This window comes from Leuconostoc gelidum subsp. gelidum KCTC 3527 (assembly GCF_000166715.1).
GTDB classification, from domain to species: Bacteria; Bacillota; Bacilli; order Lactobacillales; family Lactobacillaceae; genus Leuconostoc; species Leuconostoc gelidum.
Window position 1 is genome coordinate 1 of record NZ_AEMI01000028.1, and the last position, 13,926, is coordinate 13,926.

General features: G+C 35.5%; 14 protein-coding genes and 1 tRNA gene. 13 read left to right on the forward strand and 2 right to left on the reverse strand.

The window, feature by feature from the left end; all coding sequences use genetic code 11:
* The 4 genes from EUI_RS0107215 to EUI_RS0107230 all read left to right on the forward strand — a co-directional run.
* The coding region (locus EUI_RS0107215) for a CAP domain-containing protein (RefSeq protein WP_010017120.1) at window positions 1–416 on the forward strand (416 nt) is incomplete at its 5' end.
* 66 nt (window positions 417–482) lie between these two features.
* Window positions 483–1,736 (forward strand): peptidoglycan bridge formation glycyltransferase FemA/FemB family protein, encoded by a 1,254-nt coding sequence (locus EUI_RS0107220; RefSeq protein WP_010017122.1) that lies wholly within the window; start codon window positions 483–485, stop codon window positions 1,734–1,736.
* 87 nt (window positions 1,737–1,823) lie between these two features.
* Complete coding sequence (locus EUI_RS0107225) at window positions 1,824–3,008, forward strand: LCP family glycopolymer transferase (RefSeq protein ID WP_010017123.1); 1,185 nt, start codon at window positions 1,824–1,826, stop codon at window positions 3,006–3,008.
* 131 nt (window positions 3,009–3,139) lie between these two features.
* Window positions 3,140–4,141, forward strand: a complete 1,002-nt coding sequence (locus EUI_RS0107230; protein WP_010017124.1) for a phosphatase PAP2 family protein — start codon at window positions 3,140–3,142, stop codon at window positions 4,139–4,141.
* A gap of 21 nt (window positions 4,142–4,162) precedes the next feature.
* Here the strand turns inward: EUI_RS0107230 and EUI_RS0107235 are convergent, their stop codons facing one another.
* Entirely contained in the window at window positions 4,163–4,576 is a 414-nt protein-coding gene (locus EUI_RS0107235) for a YbaN family protein (protein ID WP_029508541.1), read from the reverse strand.
* Between the two features lie 85 nt (window positions 4,577–4,661).
* On the opposite strand from EUI_RS0107235, the gene EUI_RS0107240 reads away from it, so the two are divergent.
* The 9 genes from EUI_RS0107240 (at window position 4,662) to EUI_RS0107280 (ending at window position 12,948) form a co-directional block, all read left to right on the forward strand.
* Window positions 4,662–5,582 carry a Ppx/GppA phosphatase family protein gene (locus EUI_RS0107240; RefSeq protein ID WP_010017127.1) on the forward strand — a complete coding sequence of 307 codons (921 nt, stop codon included), beginning with the start codon at window positions 4,662–4,664 and terminating at the stop codon, window positions 5,580–5,582.
* Window positions 5,575–6,789 carry a hydroxymethylglutaryl-CoA reductase, degradative gene (locus tag EUI_RS0107245; protein ID WP_010017129.1) on the forward strand — a complete coding sequence of 405 codons (1,215 nt, stop codon included), beginning with the start codon at window positions 5,575–5,577 and terminating at the stop codon, window positions 6,787–6,789. The genes EUI_RS0107240 and EUI_RS0107245 overlap by 8 nt, the downstream gene beginning before the upstream one ends.
* Window positions 6,786–7,727, forward strand: coding sequence for a patatin-like phospholipase domain-containing protein (locus EUI_RS0107250; protein ID WP_010017130.1), 942 nt, complete (start codon window positions 6,786–6,788; stop codon window positions 7,725–7,727). The genes EUI_RS0107245 and EUI_RS0107250 overlap by 4 nt, the downstream gene beginning before the upstream one ends.
* Before the next feature lie 14 nt (window positions 7,728–7,741).
* On the forward strand, window positions 7,742–8,446 hold the full coding sequence (locus EUI_RS0107255) for an NAD-dependent protein deacylase (RefSeq protein ID WP_010017131.1): 705 nt from the start codon (window positions 7,742–7,744) through the stop codon (window positions 8,444–8,446).
* A gap of 469 nt (window positions 8,447–8,915) precedes the next feature.
* A complete protein-coding gene (locus EUI_RS0107260) occupies window positions 8,916–9,821 on the forward strand; it encodes a cation diffusion facilitator family transporter (protein ID WP_010017132.1) in 906 nt (301 codons plus the stop codon).
* Window positions 9,822–10,186: 365 nt separating this feature from the next.
* A complete protein-coding gene (locus EUI_RS0107265; protein WP_010017134.1) occupies window positions 10,187–11,578 on the forward strand; it encodes an Nramp family divalent metal transporter in 1,392 nt (463 codons plus the stop codon).
* A 20-nt stretch (window positions 11,579–11,598) separates the two neighbouring features.
* Window positions 11,599–12,066 (forward strand): universal stress protein, encoded by a 468-nt coding sequence (locus EUI_RS0107270; protein WP_010017135.1) that lies wholly within the window; start codon window positions 11,599–11,601, stop codon window positions 12,064–12,066.
* Between the two features lie 411 nt (window positions 12,067–12,477).
* Window positions 12,478–12,780 (forward strand): ArsR/SmtB family transcription factor, encoded by a 303-nt coding sequence (locus EUI_RS0107275; RefSeq protein WP_010017136.1) that lies wholly within the window; start codon window positions 12,478–12,480, stop codon window positions 12,778–12,780.
* Window positions 12,781–12,864: 84 nt separating this feature from the next.
* Window positions 12,865–12,948 (forward strand) — tRNA-Leu (locus tag EUI_RS0107280).
* 194 nt (window positions 12,949–13,142) lie between these two features.
* Here EUI_RS0107280 and EUI_RS0107285 read toward each other — a convergent pair.
* Complete coding sequence (locus EUI_RS0107285; protein WP_010017138.1) at window positions 13,143–13,352, reverse strand: hypothetical protein; 210 nt, start codon at window positions 13,350–13,352, stop codon at window positions 13,143–13,145.
* Window positions 13,353–13,926 lie beyond the last annotated feature (574 nt).

Below are 13,926 nucleotides of genomic sequence, written 5' to 3' on the forward strand. Positions count from 1 at the left end.
TTGCACCAACACCAGCGCCTGTTGCACCAACACCAGCGCCTGTTGCACCAACACCAACACCTGTTGCAGATTCAACAGCACAGACATTGGTGAACTCCTTGAACGCAAAACGTGCTTCATTAGGATTAGCACCTGTATCATTGGATGCCGGTTTGTCAGCGCGTGCTCAATCACGTGCTCAAAATGCTGTAGCCAATGGTGGTTTGCCAAGTAATCATTTTGCTACTAACGGTGAAGTAGTTGCAATTGGTTGGAGTACTGGGACTGTTATTGATGCATGGTATAACGAAACTAACATGGTAACTAACGGTACACCTGGTCACCGCATGTGGGTTGCTAACGCACGCGCAACTTCTGTAGGATTTGGTATCGTTGGCGACACAATTGTTGCTGAATCAAATGTCGGACAATACTAATAATCTCTAAAACGCCCGCAAGGCGTTTTTTATTTTGTATAATACTATATAGAGGATAATAATGTTATGACGTTACATTTTACTGAATTATCACCAAATGAATATAATAGTTTTGAGAATCAGCACCCTTTAGGAACATATACACAATCAATTGCACAATACAAATTGCTTATCCAACGTGGACACAAACCACGTTTATTAGGTGTCAAAAACGATGGTCGAGTAGTTGCTGCCGCATTGGTAATGACTGAATCAACACGATTTGGGTCTGCTTTTTTATTTGATCGTGGGCCGCTGTTAGATTTTAATGATACAAATTTATTGGTCTTCTTTGTCCGTGAAGCACGTCAATTTGCAAAAAAACTTGGTATACTCTATATACAATGGGAGCCTAATGTTACATATGCAAATACTGATAATAAAGGTAATTTAATTGAAACGCCAAACGACATGTTTTTAAAATTAATGTCTCAACGAGGATTTGAACATCAACCATTTGAATTTGGTATGTCGACAACTGGCTCACCGACTTGGGAATATGTTAAAGATTTGTCTCATTTGTCTGACAGCAAATCGATTAGCAAGTCTTATGGTAAAAATGTGCAGTATTATCTCAAAAAAAATCAACATTTTGGCATTAAACTACGTGAATTATCACGTGAAGATTTACCAGAATTTAAATTATTAACGCAGAAAACGGCTGATCGGCTACAATATCATGACAAAGATCTATCTTTTTATGAAATGGTTTATGATACATACGCTGATGATGCAATATTTATTTTTGCAGAATTGAACTTTGAAACCTATATTGCTGAGGAAAATCAAAAAATTATTATTTTAAATCAAAAGTTAGATAAATTACAGATGAAAATTGATAAGTATCCAACTCAAGATAAATTTAGGAGACAATATAACGAGTTTGATGACCAAAAGCAACATCATATCAAACGCGTTGAAAGGGCAACCCAGCAAATGCAGGCGGCTGGTAAATCATTGGTTGTAGTGGCTGGTGCATTATTTATTCAGCAACCACAAGAAATGACATATTTGTATTCTGGCACTTATGAAGCATATAAAGACTATTATGGCCCTTATCAAATTCAGGATAAATTAATTCAAAGAGCGGTTGCTAATGGCATAAAAAATTATAATTTTTACGGTATATCTGGTAGATTTGATGGCTCAGATGGGGTGTTAGGCTTTAAAACAGCTTTTGATGGCGAGGCACGGCAACTAGTGGGTAGTTTTGTATTACCTGTTCAACCGATCAAATATAAAATTTATCGACTTTTGAAAAAAATAACAGGTAGGCAATAATTTATTGAGATGTAATGGATTTTTGTTAATATATAGAGAACCACTTAATTTTTAATGGTATAATATTTATTATTGACTGGGGGAACTATGGATAACCAAAATCTGAGTCGCGCTGCGCGACGTGAACAAAATGATAGTAATCAAAAACCAGCACGAGTCCCAAAACCGCCGAAGCCACCACGCAAACGCAAGAAAATTTGGCGCTGGATACTGATAATTATTCTTATAATGTCTGTTGTTGGTGGGATTGTGTTTGCGAGAGCGTTGCATAATATTCATAAGTCAGTGGATAGCATGCAACGAAGTGCAAATATCACTAAAGCACGTGATGTTAAACAAGTTATTAAAGATGGTAAGCCGTTTTCAGTGTTGGTTTTAGGAACAGATACTGGTGCATTGCAACGAGATCGTACGGGACTAACAGATTCGATGATGTTAGTTACTATTAACCCGAAAACCAAAACAACAACGATGATGTCAATACCACGCGATATCATGATGGCTATTTCTGGTGCAGAGAATACTTTTCCGCAAAAGTTAAATGCTGCTTTTCCAATTGCTGGTGTAGGATCAGCAATGATGACCTTGCAGAATTATCTTAATGTGCCAATTGATTTTTACGTTTTAGCTAATATGGGTGGATTAGAAAAAATGATAGATCAAGTGGGCGGAGTAAAAGTCGCTTCACCATTGACTTTCACCTATACACCGGAAGCGGATACAACGCCGGAAACTTATAAATTTGTTAAGGGACAAGAACAATTTCAATATGCAAAAGATGGTAAAAATTTCAAATCCTTTGCAACTATGAATGGTAATGCAGCATTGTCATTTTCACGCATGCGATATGATGATCCACAGGGTGATTATGGTCGACAGTTACGTCAAAGATTAGTATTGAAAGCGATGCTAAAAAAGTCGGCTAGCCCTTCAACGTTGTTCAATTCAAAGTTTATGGCTTCTATCTCAAAAAACGTTGAGACAGATATGAACTATAATGAAATGTTGAATGCTGTAAAGAAATATATGCCTGCTACAAAAAATCAAAGTTCTGACTACTTACACGGTGTCGGTGACATGTATGATGGTGTCAGTTATCAAATGGTACCAGAGTCAGAAAAGCAGCGTGTAACAAATAAATTACGTCAATCACTATCCTTACCTGAGAAAAAGACAGGGACACAGTTTGGTAGTACAGTGCCACCGCTATCTTATGGCGTAGCGGAAACAAATTTGAATACAATTAATGAGACACTAGATTCACAAAAATAAGTTTTTGATAGACTAAAGAATCGATTACAAGGTAATCGATTCTTTTTTACGTGATCTAGATAAAATACTGACACAATTTAAATATTTTATCGATAGAATGGTATTATTGGAAGGGAAATGGTGTAGTGATTATGCAATTAACAAACAACGATGTTCGCCAAAAAAAATACGAAACTGGGGTTGAGAATAAGAACAATGATTTTAGGACAACTGATCGTGAAAAACAAGTTGTCTTAGTTTTATTAGGAATAGGAATCCTATCATTATTGATTGCAACATTTTTTGATAGGAATGTAACGCAGACGGTAATGAATCAAAATTCAATTTTTGGTAATGTTTTTCAAAACTACGCTGATCAGGGTGCACAAGTTGTGACGTTTGTATCGGCAGAAGTTATTGCTTGGTATATTTGGCGTCGATTGAATGAGCATTTGATTAAGTACATTATGACAGGAGGCATGCTGCTACTGGCATTAAATCAACTACTAGCATTGTTGCAGGATGCGCTAAGTTATACATTTTCAATGTTAAACAACATAGCTAAGGGTATACCAATGGGTGTGGCAAATAATACATCAACTGTTCAAAATTATCCGGAAATGTTGCGTTGGTCACTCGCAATTATTTCATGGCTTATTTTATCGTGGTTATTTGCTAATTGGTTAAATAAAAAATCAGATGTCGATCTGAATTATCTTATCGTTGTTGCAGTAGTTGGTATTGCAGTTGTCTTCATTGCTCAAACAACGATAGGTGACATGAAAACTTTGTGGGGTCGTTTTAGGCCTTATGAAATGACAACAGTTTCAGGGCAAACAATGAGTGAGTTTACACCTTGGTATCATATGAATGGTATAAATGGTCATAACTCTTTTCCTTCAGGTCATACGATGTCAGGTTGGTTATTCTTATATTTGGCTTTCTTTGTACCACGTGATAATATATCTATGCAAAAGAGAATGGTCGTTTTCGGTTTAGCAATGGGAATTTTGACGGCTATGAGTCGTGTGAGAATAGGCGCACATTGGTTGAGTGATGTGACAGTGTCAAGTATACTAGTTGGTTTGTTAATATTTGCTGCCAGTAGGCTAATAGGTGCACATTTTGTAGAAAATAACGACATGTCATTATAAATATTTAAAAAACGAGCGCACTCATTTTTCTGAGTGCGCTCGTTTCATGTTTTGTGTGAAAGGGATACCATCTCGCCATAAGTAACCACGATAATAACTTTCCATAGAAATTATTTGTGTGAGTGAGGTAAGCGGCAAAATAAATTTTAACCATAACATATCAGTAGTGAAAAACGGGATAGCCATCATTGAAGCAGTAATGAGATAAATAATAATGCGACCCTTTAAAGGTAATTTACGGCCAAAAACAGCCTCATCGACATACTTAATGTAGTAACGGTTATTGTGCAACCAAGTTTCCAAGCGTGGGGAAGATTTGGACCATAAAATGGCAGTTAAAACATAAAAACCTGTGGTCGGTAAACCTGGGATCCAAATTGCAATGGTGCCAATTGCAAAGCTAATGATGCCGAGGCCAATATAAATTATTTTCATAATCATATTGTAACATGTTTAAATCCCCGTGTTGACGTCTTTTTTGATATACTAGTAAGTAATAAATAACATCTAGGATGCCAATATGAGCTATTTAGCAATTGTCGATCTTGGGAGTAATTCAGCTCGTATGGTAGTTGAAGAACTACATGATGACGGCACATACACGGAATTAATCCGTGAAAAACAGGATACACGTATTGCGCAAAATATGGGACATGATCTCATTTTAAAAGAATTACCTATTGCTCGCACAATTTTGGCATTGAAATATTTTCAAACGAAGTATGCTAGCTTTAAACCAGAAGTGCGAGCAATTACAACGGCCGCGGTCAGAATGGCTGTGAATCAGGCCGAATTTTTGGCGCGTGTAAAATTTGAGACTGGTATTGAATTTCAAGTGTTAACAGGTGAAGAAGAGGCACATTATGACTATCTTGGCGTGATGTCTACCTTAACAGTCGATGAAGCTGTTATATTAGATACCGGAGGTGCGTCAGTGGAAATAATTGCTGTTTCAAATGGTAAAAATATTGCTGATGTGAGCTTGCCTTTTGGTGCAGTTTCTTTGTCGGAACAATTTAATTTAGCAAATGATATTAATCAATCTGATATTCAATTAGCCTGTGATAGTATTTTAGAACAGTATGGCACGTTACCGTGGTTATCTAAAAATCAGCATAAACCGGTGATTTTGTTAGGCGGAGCTAATCGTTCGTTAGCACGTATGGGAAGTATTGCGTTAGGTACCATGTCGGTGAATAATTTTCATGGATTTAGTATGACAGTTGAGCAGGTAGCAACTATTTTTGAGGAGATTCGATACATGACAAGATCTCAACGGGAACATATTGCTGGTCTGGAAGTAACAAGGGCTGATATTATTGTTAGCGGTTTGTTACCATTATTGAATTTGATGTATACTATTAATGCACCAAAAGTAATTTTTTCAGAAAGTGGCGTACGTGAAGGCTTAATTGCCGAAACAATAAAAAATAATGGCTAAAAAATATTATGAGTTGACGCCGGATGAACGTTTGGCGTTTTTGAATTTAAGTGATCATGTAAACGCAGAGTTACAAGCTAATCAAAGTGACAACAACGCACAAATTATTGAAAATTATATTAGTGATTTTCGTGTGCCTATGGGTTTGTTAAAAGATATTATCATTGATGCGCATTCAGTTAATGTGCCTATGGCAATCGAAGAACCAAGTGTCATTGCAGCAGCAAATAATGGGGCTAAACTTTTAAATAGTGGCGGTGGTGTTGTAGTCAAGATGCCAGAACGTACTGCAATGATTGGACAAATATTATTTCATGGTGTTAATTTTCATACACTTAATCAGTTTGTGAAAACACATCAAGAAGAAATATTCGACATAGCTAAACGTACTAAACCGTCCATTTATAAACGTGGTGGCGGTTTAGTGGCAATTAATATACGCCAAATTTCTGATGATGAAATGAGTGTTGATTTCAAAATTGATACAAAAGATGCCATGGGTGCAAATATTGTTAATACAATACTAGAAGCAGAAATCAGTCTATTTTCAGAATTTGACAAACATATTCTAGGCGCGATTCTCACGAATTATGCGATGGCACAATTGGTGACAGTCATCGGGAATGTCACTTTCGAAGCAGTAGGTGGTCGAGAAATAGCTGAAAAAATTGTGGCGTTGAATCGATTTTCTAAAAATGATTCTTATCGTGCAGTAACTGAGAATAAGGGATTATTTAATGGGATAGGGGCCGTTGTATTAGCTACTGGCAATGATTGGCGCGCTGTAGAAGCTAGTGGACATGCTTATGCTAGTCAAAATGGCCATTATCGATCACTAACACATTGGACAATTATCGATGAACAGTTGCATGGTGAATTGACGCTGCCAATATCAGTGGGTACAGTCGGTGGTGTGATATCAGCGATGAATCAGGCAAAAAACGTACTTGATATTATTCATGCAAAATCCGCAGATGAATTACGCGGTATTATTTTAGCCGTGGGGTTAGCACAGAATCTTGCGGCTTTAAAAGCCATTGCAGACGGCGGTATACAACGAGGTCATATGCGAATGCAATATCGAGCACTGGCTGTACAGGTGGGTGCGTTACCACAAGAAGTACCAATACTAGTGTCAAAATTAAACACATTAGCACAAGTGGATGAAGCCAGAGCCACTGAAATATTAATGGAGATGAGAAAATGAGTCCTAAAATTGAAACATTATTAAATGCAGTGAATGAAATATATCCAGGAAAAGTCATGACACGTGTGTCCGGTGAAAAAACGGACGAGTTACATATTGATCGTGTGAGTCAAGAAATATTAGGTGACAGATTATTAATAGAATTAGCAGAAGGAACGCAATCTGATTTTTTATTTGGTAATGAATTATTAAAAATGTTACTCACTTTAAACGGTGTGATACCGCAAATATTTTTTGCGCTAACTTTTCAAGATGATACACTTGATCAACAATTAATTCAAATTGCAACGCGTATGCACCGTACTGTTGTTCATACAATTACATATCGTGAACTTAAAAAGCAAGGCGTTTTAACTACTGAAACGGCAGTATCCTATTTAGCAGGTGTACAGTCAGAATTAACGGTTGAAAATGGCGAATTAGATGATGAGAGTCTTTGGCGTTTATTGACGTTGTTAGATGCACTAGTATTTGCTGATGCGAGTGGGGCAGATTTCTCTGAACTGGCAGACATGTACCCCTTAGCTTACACAGCAGCAACAAAGCTTGTGTCACCAATTCTAACAGCTGATCTCAAGCAATCTCGTCATATTCGTCGACAAACGACACAGCTGTTTGCTAGTGTGGATAACACGTTGACAGAGTGGGGGAAACCCACAGTTAATGCAAAAGAGTATGTGACAGTAACAAGCGTACTGTCACAGCGTCAATTAGAGTTGCCGGTGAGTCAAGTATTTACAATTTTCCATTCTGAGATGACTGATTTTCAAACGAAAAAAACAGCTTATGTTGGTTTAAATCAAGTAGATTCGCAAAATAGTTTTGTGATTACAAAACCAGATAATCAGGATTCAGCAGATTTTTTTAAGGCACTTTATAAAATGAAAGTTGGTGATCTGTTTAAACAATTAGCATTGCCATATATTAATAGAAAATAGATTAGAAGGAAAATATGTTAGTCACACCAAAAATACAAGAACGCTTTGATTCAGCAAAACAGATTGTTTTTATGACGGGTGCAGGTGTATCAACCGCCTCAGGTATTCCGGATTATCGGTCTAAGAATGGTATTTATAATGGTGTCGACTTACGACCAGAATATTTATTATCTAAAACGGCTTTTCGTAACGAACCAGAAAAACAGTATCAGTTTATGATTGATAATATGTATTTTCCGATGGCAAAACCTAATATTATTCATGACAAAATGGCTGAATTAACTCAGCACAACCAAGCTAAAATTATTACACAAAATGTGGATGATTTACATGTTAAAGCTAACAGCAAACCAGAGAATTTAGTACGTTTTCATGGTTCTTTATATGATATCTATGCACCAATTGATGGTAAAAAAACGGATGTGATGGCATACTTAAAGTCAATGACACGGTTAGACGGTGCTATTTTACGTCCAAACATCACTTTTTATGAAGAAATGCCATTTGATGTTGATAAATCCGTATTGTGGGTTCAATCAGCAGATTTAATTGTTGTTGTCGGCACAAGTTTTCGTGTTTATCCATTTGCAGGCCTATTAAATTATGCTAATACAAAGGCAACGATAATGTCGATTAATCTTGAGCACATAGAGACATCTTTTAATGTTGATCAAATTATTGGGGATGCGACAGATTTTTTCGATGAATTAGAAATTTAACCAGCGCAAGCTGGTTTTTTAATTTTAAAAGTAGAATTGTGCTAATTTGATTAAATATCATAACCATTTATTAATGGGTATGATAGCATGATATTAGACTGAACATTATCATCTAATTGTGTTAGCCAAGAAGCAACCAGATGATAATTCATCGATTAAAAAATTACGACGCACGTATTTTGATTATAAATTTTAAATGCGCCGTCTTTGAATGCTAAAACAGTAAGCAAAGAATTCGCAAATATTGCTTACGTGGGGCAACGAACAACACTTGCAAAAAAGGTAAGGAAGGTGATATATACCATGGTATTGATGAAATGACATTTAGATAAAATTGCTGAAGGGTCAGTAAGATAAAAACAAAAGAAGTCGTCAAATAGGTGATGATTTTTTTTATAACTATATATGAAACATATTTCATTTAAAAGTGGTATATTAAATATAGATATAAAATATTGTGAGGAATACTATGACGCAAATGAAAATGAAACAAACACCATATATTATTGGTATTTCTTTAAACTTAATTTTTGTGCTGACAGAGTTGTTATTTTCGCAGTTGGCGCATTCGACAGCTCTATTTGCTGATGCTTTTCATAATTTGAGTGATGTATTAGCACTTGTTATTGCTTGGTTAGCTGTTATTGTATTTGGTTTAAAAGCCACTAAAAAACATACTTACGGTTGGCATAATTTGTCAATACTAGCTAGCCTTTTTAACACATTTTTATTGATAGGCGCCGTGCTTATTATTTTTTATGAAGGTATTTCTGACTTAATTGATCCGCCAACAGTAGCTACAAATGGTAAGACTGTGATGATTGTTGCTGCTATTGGTATCGGAATTAATTTTTTCACCGCTATGCTTTTTAAAGCAAGTGGGGCACCAGATGAACATGGTCATCATCACGAACAAGACCTTAATTCTAAAACAGCTTATATTCATTTGTTAGCAGATGCAGGGGTGTCCGTTGGTGTTATTGTTGGCGGTTTATTAATTCAGCTGACTAAATGGCCAATGATTGATGCGATTATATCCATGATTATTGGAATTATTATTATCGTTACCTCTTGGTCGGTTATGGCATCGACATTTAATTTGGCAATTAATGGCGTACCAGATAAAGTTGACGCAGACGGCATTTTAGAGTATTTAAACACTAATAAAAATATTGTTCACTTACATGATTTACATATTTGGCCACTGTCAACTACAGAGGCAGCCTTAACGGTGCATTTAACTGTTAAAGATGGGGCAGAACCACAAGAAATACTTGATGATGTATCACAAGTATTACGCCAAAATTTTAATATCAACCATGTTACCATTCAAATTGAAACGTCGGTTTCATCACAACCATGTAATTTAATTTAACGCGTAATGAAAATGTAATATTCTCATGAAAAGGCTTACAAGTACTAATGAAACAATTTTTTTTGTCATTTAATGACAAAAAGGACAGTCATTATAATGAAATAATAATTGACTAGCATTTTTTTTGTTGACGAATTTTTAAAAAAGTGTAACATATATTATGTATTAGGGCAGAGATAGCCGAGTTAGATACCTTTCATAAGCTTTCAACAACTAAGTTGAATGAAATTCTTTATGAAAATTATTTAGCACTTTAATACGTGTTTTAGCTCACCGTTAAGTAGCTTAAAAGTGATAAGTAAATGCGTATTTTAGTCAAAATTCGTTTGTTTTTGTCTTGAGGAGAAATTTAAAGGAGACTTAGAATGGATAATTCTAAAAAAACACAAGATCATCACATCGTTCAAGATGCGACTGATACTTTAAGTTTGAGCGATGTCAACGGCTCAATCGAAGCACCAAAGGATGGTTCCTTCTGGCGTAAATTGTTGGCTTTTTCAGGCCCTGGGGCTCTAGTTGCGGTCGGTTATATGGATCCAGGTAATTGGGTAACTTCCGTGGGTGGTGGTGCTCAGTACCACTATGTTATGTTATCAATTGTTTTGATATCAAGCCTAGTTGCGATGATGCTGCAGTATATGGCAGGGAAGTTAGGTATTGTCAGACAAGAGGATTTAGCTCAGGCAACCCGTGACCGTACAAATAAGCCCGGTGGTATTGCATTGTGGATTATGACTGAATTAGCGTTGATGGCAACAGATATTGCTGAAGTTATCGGTGGTGCAATTGCTTTGCATTTGTTATTTGGTTGGTCGATGATTGCCTCTGTTTTGACAACTGCGTTTGATGTTGTTTTGCTTTTGATTTTAATGAAATTTGGTTTTCGTAAGATTGAAGCAATTGTGATGACATTAATTATTACGATTTTAGTTATTTTTGGTTATTTGGTTATCTTATCAAATCCTAATTTGGTTGATTTGTTTGGTGGCTATCTTCCTCAACTTCAGGCAGTTTCAACACATGGGCCAAAGGGTGTTGATTCACCGTTGTTGATGTCATTAGGTATTATTGGTGCAACGGTTATGCCACATAACCTATACTTACATTCATCAATTTCACAAACACGTAAAGTTGACCGCAAAGACAAAGGTGCTGTCAAAGAGGCAGTGCGTTTCATGACGTGGGATTCTAATATCCAATTATCTCTCGCGTTTGTTATTAACTCGTTTTTGTTGATTTTGGGTGCGTCACTATTCTTTGGCCAAGCTGATTCTGTTGGTACTTTCGGAGACATGTACAATGCATTAGGTAATACTAGTATTGCTGGGGCAATTGCTTCGCCAGTATTATCTACGTTGTTTGCTGTTGCGTTGCTAGCTTCTGGTCAAAATTCAACTATTACAGGTACGTTGACTGGTGAAATTATCATGGAAGGTTTCCTTCACATGCGTATTCCAATGTGGTTACGTCGAGTTGTGACACGTGGTTTGGCTTTGATTCCAGTTATAGGGTTTACGCTCTACTATGGCGGTCAAGAAGGTGAATTAGATAAATTATTACTTAATTCACAGGTGTTCTTATCTGTTGCATTGCCATTTGCAATGGCACCATTAATTATGTTTACCTCTTCAAAAAAGATTATGGGCGAATTTGTCAATCCAAAATGGATGATCATTTTAGGTTGGTTGACGTTTATTGTGCTAACAGGATTAAACATTAAATTGATTGTTGATATGGTAACAGGCTGGCTAGGATAATAAATTAAAGGAGATTAATCATGAGTGAATTAAATTTAAACATTGAACCAATGCAATTTAAGAATATTGTTGTTGGTGTGGATGAATCGAAACAAGGATACTTTGCTTTGGCAAATGCGATACATCAAGCACATGAAGATGATGCGAAGCTAATCATTGCTTCTGTTTTGGAAATGGGAGATTTATCTACAATTGATGCCTTACATTTAGATGTCATTAAAGAAAAACGTGCTGAAGTTGAAGCAAATTTGGCTAAATATAAGGCTTATGCAGAGTCAAAGGGCATTACAAATGTCACAACAATTTTTGCTGATGGTGCCAAGGCGGGTGAAGCATTATTACAAGAAGTTGTCCCAAAAGTTGATGCTGATTTAATCATTGTTGGTGCACATTCACGTGATGGTTTCTGGGACTCACTAGGATCACAAGCAGCGTATATTGCACGTCATGCTAAGATCTCATCGATGGTTGCTCGTAGCAGTAAATAATATATTGGTAATTTATTAAAAGTCGTCTGTTGACGACTTTTTTATATGAAAACACGAAACCCTGATGGTTATATTGAACCATCAGGGTGTTTTTAGTGAGAGTTTAGGAGGGAGTTTTAAAGATTTAAAAAGAGAAATGTTACCCGTTGGGTTTCGTGTGCAGAACTGATTCATCTGCAAATAAGAATCATAGATTAGTACCTGCCTTTCTAAAACTTGTCGTTGTTTGAGATGACTTGTTTTATTGTTGGTACTAATATAACCTTCAAAGATTAAATTTGTATAAAATATAAAATATAAAATATAAAATATAAAATATAAAATATAAAATATAAAATATAACAAATAGCGATCTGAAAATGGATACGATATATTCAGTGTTCTAACTGTTCTAACTGTTATAATAGAATTATGAAAAAAGAAGTTATCATTGAGTTAGAACAAATTTTTAAAGTGTTAGGAAATAAACAACGTTTAACAATTCTCGAATTATTACGAGATCGCCCTTATACTGTATCTGAAATCATTGTGCGTTTAGGTATGGAGCAATCTGCCGTTTCACATCAATTAAAAGTATTACGTGAGGCAAAACTTGTTCAGACGACCAGAAAGGGACGTGAAATCCTGTATTGTTTGAGTGATTCCCATATCTTAATATTATTAGACAACGCATTAAAGCATGTGGCACACGCTTTTCAACATGAGACCAATTAGAAGAATAAAAAGGTTGACGCTATTTCATATTTTTGGTATTCTTATGTAGTTGTTTAAATATAATAAAACAACAGGTAAGTGATTGCCGTTGTGGCGGAATTGGCAGACGCGCTGGACTCAAAATCCAGTGGTGGCAACACCGTGTGGGTTCGACTCCCACCGACGGCATTAATTCAAAAACACTATGACTTCAGTTTGAGAACTGAAGTCATAGTGTTTTTTGTTGATTAGAAATAATGTTGTATTTAAAACAATTTGATTGAAGGTAAATAAGTGACATAAACAACTGATTAACGTCTATCAATTTATTGTGATAAAAACGCGCTTACATTGCAAGTGCATTTTTTAATATAGCGGGTTAATTAAGCTAACCAACCATGTGTTTGGAAATCGGTTAAAATACGATCAAACTCTTGGATTTTCATATCATTATCCAATTGATGAGCGGTCTGAAAATCATCCCATAACTGTTGTACACGTTTAGGAACGTGTGTAAGTTCTATATCACCAGTAGTTTGGCCGTAAACTTCACGACGCCATTCTGAAATAATATTATATTCTAATCCGTTCATGATAATTATCTACCTTCAATGATAAAATTTTAGTTAGACATATAATATAACACATAATTCAATATTCGCATATATATTAGCTATCTAAAAATAAAAAATGAGTGTTTGTAAAATAAATTATAATGCGTGGTTCAGTCGATTGAGAATGAAATAGCTATGGAACAGTATTATCAAAAAATAATCAGTGTAATATTTAAAAAGGTATATTATTTTTTAATGAGAGATAAATGGGCTTAAAATAAACTGTTTAATAGGAGTGAGATAATGAAAAAATATTAGGTGGCAATATTTTATTATAAGTGAACAACAATAAATTAAGTGAGATGCTGTTTTGTGATCTAGTCATTGTTAAAAATCAAATATGAAAAACCACGATACGACTTGTATCGTGGCCGATGCAATCGCAATGACCGCTTTTCCGTTAAGCGGCCAAAACGATCGAATTTGATTCAATAGAATAATTCAAAAGTTATGACCCCCTTTCCTAGATTAACTACATTATATAACCACAAATGTTAAAAATCAATATATATGTTTCTAAACAATTAAAGATATATGAAACGCCTAGATTTGA